We start from the raw sequence: 19,732 nt of genomic DNA on the forward strand, positions 1-19,732 counted from the left end.
ACTGTTCTGAGGGAATTTATTGATCGGGGTGTAACATATGTTTGACAAACCTACAATGGTGTATATTAAATTATTACCTTACATAGAAAAAGCCAGCCACAATTATGTGACCAGCCTCTCTTCTACTTGCTCTATTTTTTGGTACGTTCTCCCTCAGATTCCATTACCTGTTGCATAGCTTTCTGTCCAGTGCGTCTTGCAACTTCTTCCTTTTTCTCATTCAGTTTTGCAAGGACAGATTCTTTTTGACGGTTCTTTTTATCTTTTGGTGCAGCATTATTCTTAAGTCCGTCAATCATATTATAATTTGCTTCCTCTGTGATTTCCGCACTTCGCAGGTATTCTCCATTCTCCATGTACTTCTGCCAGTTATCCAATTTCGGTTTATAGCCTTCCGTCTGCTCCTGCACTGGCGGATGCAGAGAATCAAGAATCTTCTGTTTTACTACATCATCAAATCCGTTGTAGGTGCTGTCTACAAGCACATTACCTTTCTGATCTAAGACTACATACGCAACATCTTTCCCATACTGCTCATGTTCCATAAGAAAATAATTTTTTCCCTCTACCAACAGGTAATCTATTACTTCCCATGTTCCGTCTTTTCCCTCTATTTCATATCCAACTGTATCTTTTGTAAGTCCACCGCTTTCTGAAGATGTGACTTTCATAAAATCAGGAATCTCTATAAAAGTGTCTTTGTTTACATAGTAAGTGGTCGTGGCACCATTATCATTAAGGATCAGCACATCACTGGTACTGACTGCATGACCTTTATAATTATGGGGCTGTTTCTTCTCCAGATCCTTTTTTATCTGCTCTGGCGTTTCTCCCGGTTTCATTGTTCCAAGATACACCTGTTCATAATTTGCCACCTGCACCGGAATCTGATCCTGTGCAAGTTCTTCATAGGTACGGAAAAGAAGATTTCTCAATTCCGGTTTCTTTTTTAACTGATAAACTGCAAACTGACTTCTACTCATTCTCCATCCACCTCCAGATCTGCTTTATAAATTTCTACCATTTTCTGCAATTCTTCATATCCCTCATCGCTAAGATAATAGAGCTTCTGAATCGTTGTAAAAATCAGCAGCTTCATATCTTCGTCCAGATAGGAAAAAATCTCATCCATTGCTTCCATTGTCTGTACCCGGTTTCCTGCATCAAAAATTGCCACTGCTATATATTCATCTTCCTCAAACCTTACTATCATAATGTTACATCTCCCTTCTTATGTGCATTGGATTTTTCTTTCGATGTATTCTGCTCCTGCTCTTTTATTTTCGCCTGACGCTCTCTGAGTGCCTGAAGAACAGATTCTTTTCTGCTCTTTGGCTGCGGAACATTTTCTTTTTGTACAGGCTTCTCCGCTATTTTCGTAAGCTCCTGCTTTTGAGCAAAATATTTTTCCACATCATCCATTGCTTTCTGTACTAATGGACTTTTCTTATAATGCTGAATCATATCCACCTCTTCCCGATCAACTTTTCCAAGTCGCATAAGGTCATGCGGTCCGTCGTAATCACTTCCATCATGCAGTTCAAATCCAACACCTTTTATTCCATTCATGCGATCTGCAGGAATTGTTTCATAAATGCGTAGGGCTTCTTCCAAGGTAAGGTTCTCATGATACTCACCCATAACAGGAAATTCCATACACTCTGCAACATAAAAAGTAATCGTGGCTTCTGGCTGTTCCTGCTCTGGTTGCCTGGTAAAAACAGAGAGTGTTTCCGCATTTTCCAGACGTGAAAGCAATGATCGGGCAGTGACTACATCACTGTCTATATCCGATTCTTCCGACACCTCAATCAGCCAGTTTTTTAAACCTGCTGTATCCTTGTTCAAAATATCCTCTGTGATTTTCTCGACCTGTTCTTCCCTATTTTCAACGGTATCCTTATATCCATAAGTATCATACTCATAACTAAAATTATCCAAGTCCACTGCGAGTTTCTTGATTTCCTGCTGATCAAGATAGGCTTCTGATTCCTTTATATACTCTGCCAGAGTAATTCTTTCTTCTAAGATTGGGTTAATGTCTACTTTAATGCCTGCTATTGCCATACCATAAGAATTCAATTCGTTAAAAAAACTATCCTCCCGAATATTTCCCCGATAAGAAAGCACTACATCAAGATCAGAATCTGCACGATACAGGTCATCTCTGCTTCTGGAACCATGTACTCTCGCCCCAATCAATGTAACTTCATTTTCCAGTCCCATTTCTTCCAGAACAGCTCTTGCATGAAATAAAACTTCATATTCAATTTCTGCCCTCCCCATTCCATTCAATGCTGTTTCACATCTGCCAAGTTCCGAAGTGAATCGAACATCTCCACTGGCCAGCACTTCTTTAGAATGACTGATTACCTTATCCCGAAACTCCCTGTCATCAACTTTTACACATTCAACATCTTCCAAACCTTCATTTTTCAGGCTGGCATACATTGCTTTCTGAATAGAATCTTCTGGATTTCCACAGGCATCTCCTGAAATTTCATGAAGTTTCTGATCATAAACCAGGTATTTATAGCCTTCCTCAGTCGGTTGCACTGTTAAATACATACCAGACATTTTAAATTGTACGGTTATTCCTTCATAATTTTTTAATGCCGGTTCCCTGTCATAACCATCAAAAAAAGCCTTTGGACAATTACGTTCAAACTGTATCTTCTCCATTCTCTCTTCTTCTGCATATTCAATTTCTGCATACAGTTCTTCATAATCCATCACATTTGCACCTTCTAGGGGCAATCCTTCTTCCTCTAAAATGTTCTCCATTGCTTCTGAAATAGAAATATCCGGATTATCGTAGACACCACCATCCAGTTCCAGATAGTCCTTATCATAGAATGTATAATCATAACCATCTTCTACTGTCTGGATTGTAAAATACTTCTCTCCAATCTGGTATGCTATCTCTGTATCATGCCCTGCCAAACTGTTGCGTATATCTTTAAAAGTATTGTATATCTGCGGATTCAACCATCCTTCCACTTTCTGACAATCATAGATCAGCGTATCTATTCCATTCTTACACTGGATGAAATCAAGACTGCCTCGCAGCGGTGCCGTATTTTCAATTCCAAGAGCTTTCATTTTATGGTTTGGCAGAGAGTAATATGCTCCGAGGGCAGCTCCAAGATCCTTATATCGCTCAATCTTCATTCCACCTTTTGCTGCCAGATCTTCGATCACATAATATTGGTCAATATAATGATTTTCTGGCATTTTCAGGTCAATGCCATTATTTTCTCTGACTTTATGTATCTCGAAAAAACTGAATTTCTGTTCTTCCCCCTGCTGATTCTGTCCGGTCAATGTCGGCTCCCATGTATCCGTACTGATTGACTGCTGTTCCATGATTTTCATAACTGTTCCGTCTGCTAAGATGACTGTTGCCTGGTCTGGAATGTCCATCAGGTCATATACCGTTACACCATTTTCTTCCAGATATTCTGAAATAGCTTCCCTGGCTCCTTCATCAAATCCATGCCAGATGTCTTCTGCCACCAGTGTTCCATTTTCCGATACGATAATATCTGCCACGTCCTGACCGTATTCCTCACTCCTCATCTGGAAGAATCGCTCCCCATGATACGTTTTCATATCCATCGCATACCAGGTGCCTGTATGTCCGTCTGCTTCATACTCTCTTGTAGTTTCAGTGATATGCTGATTTTTCACACCAAGCACCTCTTCCAGTTTCCGGGTACGGATTTCTTTTCTTGCCATATCAATAAATCCATTCAGGACTGCAGGATGGCTGCCCACAATATAGTCCCTGTTCAGATTTATTCCTCTGCTGATATTTTCCGGAATATCAATGCCATCTGCCCACCGTTTATTGCCATCAGAAAATCTTCCATCATAAGAAAGTTGCTTTAATGTGTTTGCCAGAACAAAGGCAACACGTTCTTCTCCATATTTTCCGATCACATCTATCGCAGTATCCGGGTTCAGACTCATGCCATCAAAGTTTTCTGTGATTGCCTGTTCGATTGCATTTTTACAGTCAATATTCAGTTTTCTGGAATCCAGGTAAGCATCTACATTTCTCTCCTGCATAGCCTTTTCCAAAGTTCCCATATAAACTTCCGGATATGCTTTTACCGGATTGGCATTTAACATCTCAGCTCTCTGTGCCACAAAGTCCGGCAGTTCTGTAAAACCAAAGGAATCCACATAGTATGCGGTTAATCTGCCGCCCCGGTTCATAATGATCACATCACTGACTGACATGGAATGCCCGGTAAAATCGTTTGGTCGTTCTATATTAAAACGCTCAAAAAGATTGTCCAGTGTCGTAGCATCTCTCAGTCTTTCACTGTAAACCATCTGATAGTCTTTGCCATCTACGGTAAATCCCATTTCTTTTGTCGCTTCCAGACTTAAAAATTGGTACCCTCTTTCTTCCTGTCCGCTGTTGATCTGGTAAATTCCATAGCGGTTTCCATCACTTTCTAAAAGAAGTGTTTCTTTGATTTTTGCTTTTTCTTCCGGTGTCATAACTGTTTCCAGGCTTCTCCGGTAATTTTCCCATTCAAATTTCGTCACTCCGAATAACCCGTCATGCTGTAAAATATCCAGTTCCAGATTCATAACCCTCTGTGACTGTTCCTGACCACTCACTGCTCCGGTCAGCCCGTAAACTGTTACTCCCTCATGGTGCAGTTCCACTGCCCGTTCCCTGGTAAGCGGAAGCATACTTTCTGAATAAAATCCGGCTTCATGCAATTCTGATAAACCGATCATCGAATCCGGCAGACTGTCAATCTGTTCCTCCGCTTCTCCAATCAGTTTTAGTACCGCTTCCCTGTTTCCATCCAGAATAGATTCTGCAAGATTCTCTGCCAGTTTTTCCGTTGCTTCCCTGTCATCCAGTTTATAAGCAAAATTCACGATAAGGTTTCTCTGGTCATTGCTGAAAATCGTCCGTTCCTGTTCCAGACGGTTGATGGTCTGCTCCGCATACTGCATGACACTCAGTTCTTCTGTCTGCTCCACAGCAGTTACTTCCTGCTCTGGCCTTTCGATATGAAGTTCCTTGAGTTTTTCCTCAATCTGTCCGATCATATCAGCAGAAGTCTTACGGATGGTGTCCATAGAAGCACGAAGCTCTTTCATATTTTTACCGGAAGACCAGCTCGCAATATAGGAAAAGGAATACTCCGATGTATCCAGTCCAAAATGGTTGCATACCACATAGGCAACACTTTCTGCTTCCACTTCCCTTGTAAGCTGGTCTTTTACGATGCCCTCTGCTTCCATCTGGTCACGATCATGCAATACTGCATGTGCCGTTTCATGCACCGCTGTTTTCATGGTCTGTGCTTCACTCATGCCAGGCTGGACAGCGATATATTTATCGACAAGCTGATAAAAGCCTTTCGCCTCCCCATCAATCTCAATAAAACGGATGGGAACCGGGGCAACCGTTTTCAGTGCTTCCATAAAATCATGGTAGATCAGAACATCCCCCTCCAGTTCTGATACCTCAAACTCTGGAATCGGTTCTCCTGTGGTCTGACTGACATCAAATACTGTCGTAACCCGGAATCTTGTAATGACACGCTCTACTACTTCTGTTTCCGGCTGTCCATCTTCCCCGATCACAATCTCTCCTGTTTCCGGATCAGTTTTTTCAATCTCCTGTTTCTCTTTAAACGGAGCCGGGGCAATGATCTGGATGCCTTTTTCCCCTCTTTTTACCTGCCGGTTAAATTTCTTCTGCCATGCCTGATACCCCGCTACCAGTGTCGCTTCCGGTTTCTGCATGGCGATCAGCAGAGTATTATTGAAACTGTAATTATGGAACTTTGCCATTGTATTCAGATATTCGCTATACTTTTCTGATGTGAATATTTCTGCAACACCCTGTTCCAACTGCTCTGTAATCTGCTTTAATTGTTCTTCTCTGTTTGCCATAATCAAATCCTCCATAGAAAAATCCCGCCAAAGCTCTGGTCACTCTGACGGGATACCCTTTATAACTCCTGTTCATGTTTCTTTTTAGGTTTCTGCTGTGTTTCTCTTGTCTGCTCCTGCTGTTTCTGTTCTTTCAGTCTTTCCAGAACAGACGTTTTATGAACACTGTCAGCAATTCTGTCCTGTCGTTCCTCCGGCATGTTTACTTCCGGGTTTTCCCCGATTCCCTCATCTGCCAGAAGATTTTCTCCCCCTTTCTCATCCATGTTGAGCATGGCATTTAATTCTGCCAGACGTTCCATTTTTTCACTCAGTTCCGCTTCTTTCGGGAATGGCTTCTGCACCTCTTCCTGTGCGGTCTTTAACTGCTGTTGTACCGTTTCCAGATTCTGCTCGGTATCTGCCAGCTTTTTCCCGATTGCAGAGAGTGCATTATGAATTCTCTGGATATTGCCCAGAGTATCCTTTCCGAACTCAATCTTATAAGAACATTTTCTCTTAATCGTCATGGTATAAGTATTCGACAGGAAATTATATTCTGAAGAAAGTGCAAAACCATGATATTCCCCGATCTGCCCTGCTGATTTCACGGACTTCAAGCCGGATGCTGCTGAAAGTAGTGCAACTCCCGCTTCTTTTTTATCGGTATACAGCTTTCCACCGACTGTCATTGCAAAGTGGTCATTATCCTGTAAATCTATTCCTTTAACCACATCTGCATCCACACGCATACCGGCAATCTTCTCTTTTAATGCGGTAATCTGTACTGGATACCGCTTTGCAATATCCGATTCCAGACGATAGATCTGACTGGTGTGGTTTGCTTTCAGAAGTTTCAGTTTACTTACCTGCACATCCAGATCCATCTTTTCTTTGATGTATTCGTTTCCTGTTGCCAGTGCCTTGATCTCTGCATAAGATAGAGCTGTATCATCTACATCTTCACAGGCACGCACCGGGGATTTACTGGTCATGATCTGTGAAATAAACTTCTGCTTGTTTTCCAGAATCTGCCACATGTACGAATCGAACGTATTTTCCGTTACATACCGGAAGATTTTTACCTTGTCATTCTGGTTTCCCTGTCTGAGAATACGTCCCTCCTGCTGTTCCAGATCAGACGGTTTCCAGGGGCAGTCCAGATGATGCAGTGCAAGTAATCTGTCCTGGACGTTGGTACCAGCACCGAGTTTCGGAGTGGAACCCATCAGGATTCTTACCTGCCCTGCCCGCACCTTTGCAAACAGCTCCGCTTTTCTTACTTCCGTATTATATTCATGAATAAATGCGATCTCCTCTTTCGGGATTCCCCGTTCCACCAGCTTGTTTCTTACATCATCATACACGTTGAATGTTCCATCATTTTTCGGTGTGCTGAGGTCGCAGAAGATCAACTGGGTAGCCTGTGTATCTTTTCCGTCCTCCCATACCTGGAAAGCATTCTCCACACAGGCATTTACCTTGCTTTCCCCTGCATCCGGTAGCATATCATTCAAAAGCCTCTGGTCTAATGCACATTTTCTTCCGTCATTGGTAATCTTGAGCATGTTATCTACCCTTGGATCTACTGCACCGCCCCTGACCTGTTCTGCACGTTCCGAAAAGGCTTCCACCATTTCTTTCTGTTCCTCACTCGGCTTTAATACTTCATTGATATATTCTGCTTCCGGTACAGGAAGATTCAGCATATCTGCAGTCTGAATATCCGCAGCTTCTTTAAATATGGAAATCAGTTCTGGAAGATTAAAGAAACGGGCAAATCGTGTTTTTGCACGATAGCCCGTCCCTTCCGGTGACAATTCGATTGCCGTAACTGTTTCTCCAAAAGTTGCTGCCCACGAATCAAAATGTCCCATTCCCATATTCATTAAAGTATCATACTGGAGGTATCTCATAATGGTGTATAATTCAGTCATACTGTTTGATACAGGTGTTCCCGTTGCAAACGTGATTCCCTTTCCCCCGGTAATCTCATCCATGTACCTGCATTTCATAAACATATCTGAACTTTTCTGTGCATCGGTCTGTGAAATGCCTGCCACATTCCGCATTTTTGTGTATAAAAAAAGGTTCTTGTAAAAATGTGACTCGTCCACAAACAGCCTGTCCACGCCTAGTTGCTCAAAAGTCACCACATCATCCTTTCGTGTCTGGTCATTCAGTTTTTCCAGTTTTGCTTTCAGGGTTTTCTTTGTCTTTTCCATCTGCTTGATCGTATACTGCTGTCCCGCTTCCTCTTTTGCTGCTTCAATAGAATAGGTAATATCTGCGATCTGATCTTCCAACAATGAAATCTGCCTTTCCCTGGAAAGCGGAATTTTCTCAAACTGGCTGTGTCCGATAATGACCGCATCATAATCCCCTGTTGCGATTCTGGAACAGAACCGTTTTCTGTTTGCCGGTTCAAAGTCTTTCTTCGTTGCCACCAGAATATTTGCTCCCGGATATAAGCGTAAAAAATCGCTTCCCCACTGTTCCAGCAAATGGTTCGGAACCACATAAAGACTCTTTTGTGCCAGTCCCAGACGCTTGCTCTCCATACCGGCTGCGATCATCTGGAACGTCTTGCCTGCACCTACACAGTGTGCAAGCAGGGTATTATTTCCATAAAGGATATGTGCCACCGCATTTTTCTGATGCTCCATCAGCTTAATTTCCGGATTCATTCCGACAAACTGAATGTGACTGCCATCATATTCCCTTGGCCGGATGCTGTTAAACCGTTCATTATAAATTTTGCAGAGTGTTTCCCGTCGGCTCATATCCTTAAAAATCCACTCTTTAAACTCTTCCCGGATCAATTCCTGCTTCTGCTGTGCCAGGGTGGTTTCTTTCCGGTTCAGTACCCGGTGTTCCCCATCCGCATCATGTATTGTGTCATAGATTTTTGTGTCACGCAGATTCAGTGCATCCTCCAACAGCCTGTAAGCATTTGCCCTTTGTGTTCCGTAAGTTGCGGTGGAAAGCGGGTTATTGCTGCTGTCCACGTTCTTTCCTTTTACGTTCCATTGTCCGGTCACTTCTGCATACTGTACTTTGATACGCTCATAATTGATATGCTGTCGTGGTGTATGGAATGTTTCTGCCATGAACTCTGTAATATAGTCCGGCGAAATCCATGTTGCACCAAGCCTTGCTTCAATCTCGGAAGCGTCCAGATCTTTCGGCTGTACCCGTTCCAGTGCCTGTACATTGACCATATATTCCGGGTGGTTCTCTGCAAACTGCTTTGCAATGTTCAGCTTCTCCCTGACATTCCCGGAAAGATACTCGTCGGATGGCTCCCATTTATCCGTAAGCGGATTCTTGAAGATAACACCTGTAAGCTCCTCTGTGACCTCCTCCTCTGTTTTTCCGGTAAGCTCCATCATATAAGGAATATCCACTTTTGCCTTTTCCCCGATAGATACCGCCAGTGCCTCACTTGCAGTATCTACCGATGTTACCGGCTCTGCCCTGCGGATCGTCCTTTTCGTAAATATGTCTGCTTTCCGCTTCAACTCGCCCTTTTCGTCCAAAAATTCAAGGGAAGTCAAAAGGCAATAGCTGCTGTCCATGCTGAACGCTCTTTTATTCGCATTGCTGCTGAGTAGTCCATATTTTGCAGTAAAGCTGTCATAAACCTGATTCAATTCAGCCTGTAAGCTGGCAACCTCTTCATCACTGCATTCTTCCAACTGCCGTTCCAGAAGCCTGTTTGTTGCATCCCGGATGGCAACCATGCCTCTGACACGTTCGCCTGTCACAACGGGAAGTTCCATCTTATTCATAACAGAATTTTCCCTGTAATAAATATCCTCTCCGACAAGTGCAAAGCTGAAGTTCTTAATGTTCGGATCTGCCGGTATGGATACCACCTGTTCTTCCAGTTCCGTATCCAAAATCTCCTGCTCTGTGATAGTTCCCTGGATATACTTTACCGCTTCTTTTATCTGCTCTGCCAGATCTGCTCCCTCTTTTGCCTTTACTGTTACTTCCTGTTTTCCGTACTGGGTACTTTCTGTTGTGAAATCCCCAAGCACCATTTCCGGGTGGTCAGCAAAATAAGAATTGACCGTATAGCCTTCTGATGTGGTTTTTAACTGTACCCAGTCTGGCTCTGTGATCGCAGCCCTGTCCCTTTTCTGGAAAAACAGAATATCCGCAACCACACTGGTATTGGCATTTCTCTGGAAAGCATTGTTCGGTAAGCGGATTGCCCCAAGCAGGTCTGCCCGGTTTGCAAAATACTGTCGGACTTCCGGATTCTGTTTATCCATTGTACCGCTTGATGTGACAACTGCCACCACTCCTCCCGGACGTACCAGGTCTAAGGATTTTGCGATAAAATAATCATGGATCGTAAAATGGTATCTGTCATACTTGCGGTCACTGACCTGATATGCCCCAAACGGTACATTTCCAATCACACAGTCAAAAAAGCTGTCCGGGTAACTGGTTTCCTCAAATCCCTGTACTGCAATCCTGTTCTTCTGGTAAAGCTGTTTCGCAATCTGCCCGGAAACCGGATCAAGCTCCACGCCATACATATTTGCAGCACTCATGCTTTCCGGTAAAAGTCCCATAAAGTTACCAACTCCACAGGATGGTTCCAGGATATTTCCCTGTTTCAGTCCCATATTTCCAAGTGCTTCATACATAGCCTTGATAACTGTCGGAGAAGTATAAAAGGCATTCAGCGTTGATGCCCTTGCTGCACTGTATTCTTCTGGCGTGAGGACTCCTTTTAACTGCGTGTATTCCTCTGCCCAGGCACTGTTTCTTTCTTCAAAAGCCTGGGGAATACCGCCCCATCCAACATATCTCGACAACACTTCCTGTTCTTCCGATGTTGCTAATCTCTGATCCTGTTCCAGTTCTTTCAGCAGCCGGATAGCTTCCATATTTGCTTTAAACTTTGCCTTCGGACCGCCAGCACCAAGGTTATCGTCCGTAATATGGAAATTATGAGGTTCCTGTTCCTGCACCTGTTCATTCTGCAGATATGGTAAAAATTCTCCCTCATAGCCAAACAGTTCGTTCTCCCCTGGAATATAATTTCGTCCGGTTTCCATACACCGGAAAATATCAGCTTTTGATGAACCACTCGCTTCGTAGAATCCTGCATAGGAATATAAAATATCTTCTTCTCGCTCGTAGGTAGTCAAGTGCAATTCTGTATTTCCTCTTGTCTGGTTTACCAGTTCTTTCCCTTCCAGACCTTGCGGAAGAATCCCCACTGCTTCAAAATGATACCCCTGATATTCAAATACATTCTCGTCCCACTGTTCCTGTACAACTACATCTTCTGGCTCAGATTCTGGTTCCCCTTTTTGTACCTCCTCCATTTCTGCAGACGATTCTTCCACTTCTGGTTCTTCTGTATTTTCTTCTGGTTCGGAGGCACTCACAATATCAAATAAAGACATCTGGTATCCATCTAAGCCATCTGCCTGATCTGGTACTTCCTGTGCTGGGAAAATCGTATAGCTGCCTTCCACATACTGATGTACTTCCGTCAATAGCTGTAATTTCTTCTCATAAGTTTCATTCACTGCTTCAAAATCCAATGGCAGCATTGCCAGCGCATCGTCCATCGCCTGTAACAGTTTCTGTGTCTGCTCCGAATCATTCAGCATAACGGGTAATTCTTTTCTTGCCTCTTCATTGAAGAAATCCTGTTTAAATGGACGCTCAATTTCTTCTGGAAGCCTTGCATAAAAGCTGATCACTTTTCCTGCAATTCGTTTTCTTTCATAATCTGGCATACGTGAATAATCAGCGGAACGTAAGAACTGCTGGTTATCAATCAGGTAGCCGACTCTTTTCGCCACTTTTGCCCAGGGAAGTAACACCGAAGTATCCGGATTTCCAATCTCTCCTCTCTTCAGTTGCAAACCTTTTCCATCATAATCTGCATAGGAATTGTCTGCGCCACATAAAGCATGACTCTGACCTCCTGTTCCGTATCTTTCTTTAATAAAATCCGTTCTGGCTTTATCATCTTCATTTAAGAGATAAAAGGAATAAGTAGAAAGCCTGCCATCGGAATACGGACCTCCACCAGCAAGAAAAGCGTCTATTTCGTCCTGGGTAATAAACACCTTATATTCCTGCCATGCAAACCCATCCCTGGCATTATATGGAATCACTTCTGCAGCAAATTTCTGGAACTGACCGGATATTCTGACCGGGTTATAGGTACGGAACCGCATAATGCTTTTATCTTCCTCATAAGCCATTGCCAGTCCTTCCAGACGCTCATTCATATCTGACAGCCACTGCGGATCTGCCAGCTTTTCTTCCAGATAATCTGTTATTTCCGGATAAATACTGCGAAGATGTGGTAAATCCTCTTCATCAAAGACAAGTTCCGCTACACCCTCTGCCATATCCGCTTTCATATAGGCAAGTGCCTGGGCATGTTCCTTTATCGCATTTTCCCTTGCAACATCAAGTACGGACTGTGGTGCATACTCACCCTGTTTCAAAAGCTGATGGATACGGCCACTCACATCTTCCCAGGACAAAAACGCCTTATCCAGAATCTGATCTGCAACCGTATGCCCTACTGCAATCTGCAATCCGGTTTCATCAAACCAGACCGAATACTCCATACCATTGATTTCAAAGCCCTTTCCACCAGTCCCATACTCCCGCTTCACAAACTCTGTATATTCTTCCGGTGTCTGTTCACTCATAAAATTATAAATAATGCGAAGCTGGCTTTTACTTCGGTTTCCCCCGGTTCTTAAAACCTCATCGACCACCTCACTTGGAATGGCAATCTCCCCGGCATAGAGGGCAGCTATTCTGTTTTCGATTTCCCTTTTCTGTTCATTTACAGATGGAAGTTCGGGCAAAGATAAAGCAGAGGCAATTTCTTCCTCTGCTTTACTTAACTGATCTTCACTTGTGTCTTCGATTAGCTGTATACCAATTCCGTCAAGATGCTCTCTTCCGCTGTTGCCGTCAGACTGTTCATATGTGCTGTCCACGCCATCGGGTTCTCCTCTTTCGACGGTGCCGGATTCTTCTCCAACAGTTTCTCCATCAATACTTCCAATCTCTCCTGCGCTGCTTTCTCGACCTCCTCCAGATGGCTGTTCAGTTTCCCGGTCAGCAACAGGCTCTGGTACAAGCTGTTCTTGTACTCCTTCAGAAATGTCCTCCGCAGCATTCCGTATTTCCCGATCTGTGCTTCTGTTTCCTGAATTGTCAGATTCGGAAATAGGTAATCCCCTTTGCGATGATATGTCAGTGCCATACTCATTTCCTCCTTCATTTTCCTGTGAATATTCTTTTTCTGTAATAGTATCGTTGTTTTCTTTACTTTCGCGAATTAACGTGTCAAAGTTATTATAATTCCTTTCTTCTGAATTTTCAATACCTTTTTTCATTTCTTCTAATGAAATGCGGTGTACATATCTTCCAATATCCACTAGCACAGACTCACTGGCCATGCTTGTCGCATTTCCAATAAATGTCAGCACTGATAAACTGTTATAGTCTGTGATATGTACGAAGTCCATTTCTTCCTGCCGTTCCAGCGGATCAAGTCCGCATCTGGAAGCCAGCGTATAATAAATGCTGTCTGTCAACAGACTGCGAAATTCGCTGCGTATGGTATCTTCTTCCAGCTCCTCCAGGTATGTTCCTTCCGTCACATATGTCAAGCCATCCAGGTATTCATCCAGATTTTCTTCTACCATATACTTCGCTGTTGCCATCAGTGCATCAGAAAGACTTCCTGTATCTTTAGCTTCCAGTCCATAAACTTCTTCTAAATGGTTTAATAACTCCTCCTGTTGCTTCTCCTGCAACCGCCACAGGTAAGGGGTTCTTCCACCTTTTACCTTATGAGTATCCTGAATATCAAATACATATCGGAGTCTTGTTTTCTGCATGGTTTCATCCAAAAGAGCAATTCCCTTTGCTCCTCGGTTTACCCACCGCAGCATTTTTTCATTCCATAATTCCAGCGAAGCACAGGCAGTTGCTTTTGGACGCTGTGCGTGGATCAAAAGCTGATCCATAAATGGATACCTGTATAATCTGGCTGCTGTATCCAGATAGTTCATCCAATCCCTGGGTGAACTACTAATACTGGATGCATGTGCTTCTGCAAGACCTCTTATATCTTCCAATCGAGCCATAACCTTATTCCTCCTTCCGTCAGTTCCTTATTTTTTCTTACTGTTTGTTTTCTTTTTAGGAAATTCCAGACTAAATCTGGCTTTTCCATCTTCTACCCCAAGTACAAGATCAGCATCAAATTTGCTGTCCTTTTTCTTGGAATACAGTCCTTTTACATGGGTACGTCCCTTTTTCAGAAGCTCCACTGCCATCTTTTTATCCATTGATTTTTTCATGCTTTCCAGAAACCTATTTGACTTCCATAAAGCAAACGGACAGCTTCTGTCAGAACAGTAATAATTGGTCTTACCCTCATATACATCAGAACCGCATACCGGGCATTTTCCGATTATTTCCCTTGCAGTCTGAAAACGATTGCGTTCTTCTTCTGGAATCTCCCTGCATACAGAAAGAATCTCAATGATCATAGATACAATCCCATCCATAAATTCATCGTCTTGGATTTTTCCCTTTTCCATCATCAGAAGCTGATTCTCCCATTCTGCTGTCAGGCTTGCGGATTTCAGATTCTCCGGCATTACATGAATCAGCTCACAGCCTGCCACCGTAGGAAAAATCTGTTTTCCTTTACGTTCTGCATACCCGGAAAATACCAGCTTCTCAATAATATTGGCCCTGGTTGCCGGTGTCCCAAGTCCTTTTTTCTCTGTATCAGAATCAAATTCCTTATTCCCCGCTGTTTCCATTGCTGCAAGCAAGGTATCTTCGGTAAACATCTTCGGCGGGGATGTATAATGGGTACTCTTCTCTGCTTTCACAGGAACAAGAGTCATTCCTTCCTCATATCCTTCTGGAAGTTCTGTCTTATTATCTGGTTCATCAGATTTCTTATCCTTCACACAATATTTCCGAAAGGCTTCTTCCACTTCTTTGAAGCCCATCTGCACAGGCAGCTTTCCTTTCGCAGTAAATTCATGTTCTTTGCACTGTACGGAAATTTCTGTCTGCTCATAAAGGTACTCTTCCCCTGTTGCCTGAACAAGCTGCTGTCCGATCAGCATCAGCAGATTTTTCTTTCCACCGGAAAGTCCTCCCATGCCTTTTTCCATTGCTTCTTTTGTCGGCAGGATTGCATGATGATCAGATACCTTTGCATTATTAACCACACGATCTATGTTTCCCCTAATCTGTCCAGATTCCAGAAACGGAAGAAAATCTGTCATGCCTTCGGCAAGCATTTTTACCGTTTCTTTCATATCCTCGGTTACATACTGACTGTCTGTTCTCGGATAAGTAACCATCTTTTCTTCATACAGTTCCTGCAGCATATCCAATGTTTTCTGTGCAGTGTATCCGAAAAATCGGTTTGCTTCCCTCTGCAGACTGGTCAGGTCATAAAGTTTGGGCGGAGAAGTCTTTTTCTGTTCTCTTTTCACTCTGGTCACAACAGCTTCTGTTCCATCACAGAGTTTTCTTAATTCTTCCGCTTCTGTTTCAGACTGAATATTTTCTGAAATTACCGCAAGCCTTCCATCTGACAGGGAAACCTTATAATAGGCTTCTTTCTTGAAATGCTCAATTTTCTCTTTTCTTTCCGTCAGCATAGCAAGCGTTGGTGTCTGCACTCTGCCAACTACCAGACGTTTTAAATATCTGGTTGTGTAAGCTCTCGTTGCATTCATTCCGATCAGCCAGTCTGCCTGTGCCCTGCATACCGCAGCATTACAAAGACCTGCATAGTCTCTCCCGTCATTTAAGGACTGAAATCCTTTCTGAATGGCTTCATCTTCCATTGAACTGATCCACAGACGCTTCACTGGTTTCTGACAGCCTGCCAGATCATAAACTCTTTTAAAAATCAGTTCTCCTTCTCTTCCGGCATCACAGCCATTCACCAGATATGCTACATCTGCCCGGTTCATCAGGCTGCATATCACATCAAACTGCTTCTTTTTATCCTCTGATACCTGAACTTTCCATACTTCCGGAATAATCGGTAAATCCTCAAACTGCCATTTTGCATATTTTTCATCATAGATTTCCGGTGGAACATACTCTGCCAGATGCCCCAGACACCAACTAACAATGCAACTGTTCCCCTCCAGATACCCATCCTTTCTCTGATAAGCAGATAAATTTTTTGCAAGACTCTGTGCCACACTTGGTTTCTCTGCAATCACTAAAAATTTCGCCATATTTTCCTCCTGTTCCTGTCAAAAAGGCAGTCCATAAAGAACTGCCCTTTCTCCATACCTTATGCTTTTTTGTTATTTCTGCTGATCTTCCGCATTTTCTTCATCTTCATTGATGTAACTGTCATCAGCAAATTCCAGACCTTCCTCTACAATACCGTCCTCTTTTTTCTTTCGAAATTTACTTAAAGCAAAAGCAGCTAAACCGCCGAATACCAGTACAATGCCGCCACCCAGGACTGCAGAACCAAACATTTTATTACCACTGGATTCCGGTTTTACTTCTGTTTCTGGCTGTACGGTAGTTTCCGGTTCTGGTGTTGTGGTTATTTCCGGAAGAACAACTGCAGATTCCTCTTTTTTCTCGGTTTCCTCATTTTCATCTAAGAACTCTGCCAGATCCTGTTCATCTACCAGTGACATCATGTACACATTTTCAGAAGTACCGGAACGATCAATAACCATATAAAAGGTATTTCCATTCTTTGTCTGGACAGTCAGAAACTGCTTGGAGCTGTCATTCTCCTTATCATCCACAAGTTGTCCGTTTCCCGGCGTGGAAAATGGTGTTCCCTCTGTGGCAGGCTGCTCCGTCGGCTGTTCTTCTATCACCTGTTCCGCAGTTTCAGCCTGCTCTGCGTTTTCATTTGCCTGTGCAAAAGCGGTCACACTGGCAGAACCAATCAGCATCGTTGCCGACAGCATAATCATTAAAACTTTTTTCATTACTTTATTCTTCATCTTCCAAATCCTCTCTTTCTTCTATCAGTCCGGTTGACATTTCGCTATCCATATTTTCTTCTTTCTTTATACCTGTTTCAGAACTATCCATAGAAAGATTGCCCTCTTCATCAAACTGCATGGTAACTGTTCCGTTCTGAATTCCATCCAGAAAAGTCAGCATCTTTCGGCTATCCATTTTCATGGAACGGATTGCCTTAATGATTTCTGCATCTTCCATCTGCTTTTTCTGGATTCTCAGTTGCCTTACATGCTCCTGCAGTTCCAGAATCTTGTTTTCAGTTTTCTGAATGTCATCCAGAACCTTTTTTAATCGCATATTCATCTCTTGTTCGCTCCCTTCTAGTGAAGTCTGCCAAATGCCATAAAATGTTGCTGCCAGTAAGAACTTGCAATGCTTGTATACTGAATCGGATTTCCACAATGAATCATCATGTTATTTCCTACATAAATTCCAACATGGCTCGCTCCCGGCGTATCATAAGTTCCCTGGAAAAAAATCAGATCGCCCGGCTTTGCATCAGATGGAGATACATAGGAACAATAAGAACGAAGTCCGTCCGCTGTTGCTCTTCCCACGTTCCATCCATTTCCGCAGTTATTGATTACCCAGCATACAAAACCAGAACAATCAAAACTGGTAGATGGCGATGCACCGCCCCAGACATACGGATAGCCCAGATATTTTTCCGCTTCCTGGATCATCTTGGCAAACTGCGGATCTGAAAGTGCTTCTGCCGGAATATCGTATCCAAAGCCTGCCCCACCTGTCGGAATCTTGTTAAGGTCAAACAGGTAATCACGATTTCCATAGTATTTGTTATAAGCGTCATACTGCTCCTGCTCTTTATCTGTCATACGGTTTCTTAAAACGGCATCCAGATTATGGTTTGTAAGTGTTACATCCAGCCGGTTTACTTCTCTTGTTGTAGTTACTTCCACCTCCTGGCTTCCATTACTGTCTGCTATGTATGCTTCCCAGGTCTGGTGCCCATGTGCTGATGCAGAAGCGTGATCGCTGTAAAATACATCAAACTGAACACCATAGCTTGCAAATGCTCCTGTATCTTCTACTACATATTCCACTCCATTCATAACAACATGGGTTCCCATTGGCACAAATGGATTGGAAGCATCCACCGCAATCGTGTGATTTGCCTGTGGATATGCTCCACTTGCAGTCGGGCCTCCACTCCACTGCCCGCAACAAATCGGACAGTTGCAATATCCACTGGTCACAACCTGTCCCAGCGATTCTCCAACCCTGACAGTTTTCTTTTCTGTTACAGTTTCTCTTGTCGAATCTGTATATAAGCCATACTGCTCCCTGAAAATATCCTGAATCTCGTCTGCAACCTCAGCATAGGTAAAACCGCCATACTTGACTGTCAGATAAGAAATAAGCTGATACGGATTGTGTCCGATCTCATCAATCTGGAACTGGAACTCATCGTAGTCAGAATGACTTGCTTTCATCTGGTTAATCTGTTCATTCAGTGCATTTTCCAAGGCTACATAAGCATTTTCCGCAGCATAAATATCCTCGTCCTCACTGGAATAACTGGTAGAAATAATGGCATTGGAACCACCCTGGAATAATGCTGCACAGCTTGAAAGACTGGTTGTCATCAATGCAAACAGCAGAATCAGAACTCCTATGGACAGGAGGATATTTCTGTTCTGTGCCACGATCTCCTTAACCGCAGCCTTGGCTTTCTCCGTAAATCGCTGTGCATTTACAAGAACTGCATCTTTCGCAGCCTTTCCCTGTTTCGCAGCCTGATATTGCTTCTGGTAACGCTTTTTCTGCAGTAATTTCTTTAATGCAGACTGTTTCTTCTGCTCTGCTTCTTTCTGAACCGCCTTTTTTGCTTCATTGGAAACACTGGTACCAAACTGCAAACGGGATTTTTCTGTTTCTTCCAGAACAGATTCCCTTAACCGATTATTTCTCTGTCGTTTTTCTTTCAACCGTTCCCGAACGTAAATTGACTTTCTTGCAAGACTTTCTCCCGCAAGTTCCATCTGATCTGCTGCATCAAGAGCAGCATTATCATCGGTATCCTCTCTGATTTTTTTCTGACCATAGGCAGATACCGTTTCTGAAACAACGGTTGCTCCCTTTCTTGCCATTCCGCTACCGGGAATCATACCTTTACTTTCATCTTCAAAGGAAAGACGGGATTTTGATTTTTTCTGTTCTTTTAGCGTCTGTTCCCTTTTCGTCTTTCCTTTAATCTCTTCCCGAAAATCTTCCATTGATTTTTCATCAACTTCTGACTTTTCATGGTAGCATTTCTGTTCTTTCGCTGCATAAGCTACAACCATCTTTTTCTTTCGGCTCTGCCTGTCCGGTTCCGATGTTTCAGCATCACGTTCCGGATGCCCCCGGATACTATCTTTCCGAAGTCTGGAACGTGAAACAGGCGGAGATTTCTCCCCGCCTGCTTTATCATCACTCATTTCTGAGTTTTCCATTTCCTCCGCTTCCGCAATTTCTTCCTGTTCCAGAAAAGCGTGTCTGGACTGCAGTCTGTGTTTTCCTTCTTTCACTCCCTCAACTGTTTCTTCTGCAGTATGAGTTTTTCTGACCTTTCCAAAGTCCAGCTCCTGTTCCCTGTGTCCGGCTGTTTTCTTCTCATCTGCCTCACGCCCGGTAATCCGCTTTTCCTTTTTACTGCGGAGATTTTTTTCCCGGAGTCCATCCCGGCTCATCTTCTGGACAGTCTTATCCCTTGCTTTATATTCATGCTCCTGCATGGTCATCATCTCCTGATCTCTGGTAATTTTCC

9 protein-coding genes are annotated in these 19,732 nt (G+C 43.2%); all 9 read right to left on the bottom strand.

Features of this window, described 5'->3' with window-relative positions:
- Window positions 1-131: 131 nt before the first annotated feature.
- Window positions 132-983 carry a YodL domain-containing protein gene (locus LI112_RS07395; RefSeq protein WP_226843646.1) on the bottom strand — a complete coding sequence of 284 codons (852 nt, stop codon included), beginning with the start codon at window positions 981-983 and terminating at the stop codon, window positions 132-134.
- Window positions 980-1,213 (bottom strand): transposon-transfer assisting family protein, encoded by a 234-nt coding sequence (locus LI112_RS07400; RefSeq protein ID WP_226843647.1) that lies wholly within the window; start codon window positions 1,211-1,213, stop codon window positions 980-982. Before LI112_RS07400 ends, LI112_RS07395 begins: the two co-directional genes overlap by 4 nt.
- A complete protein-coding gene (locus LI112_RS07405) occupies window positions 1,210-5,931 on the bottom strand; it encodes a DUF3849 domain-containing protein (RefSeq protein WP_227190454.1) in 4,722 nt (1,573 codons plus the stop codon). Before LI112_RS07405 ends, LI112_RS07400 begins: the two co-directional genes overlap by 4 nt.
- Window positions 5,932-5,990: 59 nt before the next feature.
- On the bottom strand, window positions 5,991-12,611 hold the full coding sequence (locus tag LI112_RS18355) for an SNF2-related protein (protein ID WP_319638776.1): 6,621 nt from the start codon (window positions 12,609-12,611) through the stop codon (window positions 5,991-5,993).
- A gap of 224 nt (window positions 12,612-12,835) precedes the next feature.
- The gene (locus tag LI112_RS18495; RefSeq protein ID WP_319638774.1) at window positions 12,836-13,195 is read right to left on the bottom strand and encodes a TnpV protein; all 360 of its coding nucleotides are present in this window, start codon (window positions 13,193-13,195) and stop codon (window positions 12,836-12,838) included.
- 898 nt (window positions 13,196-14,093) lie between these two features.
- Window positions 14,094-16,202, bottom strand: coding sequence for a type IA DNA topoisomerase (locus tag LI112_RS07420; protein WP_227190456.1), 2,109 nt, complete (start codon window positions 16,200-16,202; stop codon window positions 14,094-14,096).
- A gap of 72 nt (window positions 16,203-16,274) precedes the next feature.
- Complete coding sequence (locus LI112_RS07425) at window positions 16,275-16,940, bottom strand: CD1107 family mobile element protein (protein ID WP_227190457.1); 666 nt, start codon at window positions 16,938-16,940, stop codon at window positions 16,275-16,277.
- Complete coding sequence (locus LI112_RS07430) at window positions 16,930-17,259, bottom strand: DUF4315 family protein (protein WP_227190458.1); 330 nt, start codon at window positions 17,257-17,259, stop codon at window positions 16,930-16,932. The genes LI112_RS07425 and LI112_RS07430 overlap by 11 nt, the downstream gene beginning before the upstream one ends.
- 23 nt (window positions 17,260-17,282) lie before the next feature.
- Entirely contained in the window at window positions 17,283-19,700 is a 2,418-nt protein-coding gene (locus LI112_RS07435) for a CD1108 family mobile element protein (protein WP_227190460.1), read from the bottom strand.
- Window positions 19,701-19,732: the final 32 nt, after the last annotated feature.

Source organism: Blautia sp. 210820-DFI.6.14, assembly GCF_020558815.1.
GTDB classification, from domain to species: Bacteria; Bacillota; Clostridia; order Lachnospirales; family Lachnospiraceae; genus Blautia_A; species Blautia_A obeum.

What these genes read in the sequence shown, in the direction of transcription:
- LI112_RS07425 (WP_227190457.1), bottom strand. Translation starts at nt 16,940, where the DNA reads ATGAAGAATAAAGTAATGAAAAAAGTTTTAATGATTATGCTGTCGGCA.
- LI112_RS07400 (WP_226843647.1), bottom strand. Translation starts at nt 1,213, where the DNA reads ATGATAGTAAGGTTTGAGGAAGATGAATATATAGCAGTGGCAATTTTT.
- LI112_RS07435 (WP_227190460.1), bottom strand. Translation starts at nt 19,700, where the DNA reads ATGCAGGAGCATGAATATAAAGCAAGGGATAAGACTGTCCAGAAGATG.
- LI112_RS07395 (WP_226843646.1), bottom strand. Translation starts at nt 983, where the DNA reads ATGAGTAGAAGTCAGTTTGCAGTTTATCAGTTAAAAAAGAAACCGGAA.
- LI112_RS18355 (WP_319638776.1), bottom strand. Translation starts at nt 12,611, where the DNA reads ATGAGTGAACAGACACCGGAAGAATATACAGAGTTTGTGAAGCGGGAG.
- LI112_RS07420 (WP_227190456.1), bottom strand. Translation starts at nt 16,202, where the DNA reads ATGGCGAAATTTTTAGTGATTGCAGAGAAACCAAGTGTGGCACAGAGT.
- LI112_RS07430 (WP_227190458.1), bottom strand. Translation starts at nt 17,259, where the DNA reads ATGCGATTAAAAAAGGTTCTGGATGACATTCAGAAAACTGAAAACAAG.
- LI112_RS18495 (WP_319638774.1), bottom strand. Translation starts at nt 13,195, where the DNA reads ATGAAGGAGGAAATGAGTATGGCACTGACATATCATCGCAAAGGGGAT.
- LI112_RS07405 (WP_227190454.1), bottom strand. Translation starts at nt 5,931, where the DNA reads ATGGCAAACAGAGAAGAACAATTAAAGCAGATTACAGAGCAGTTGGAA.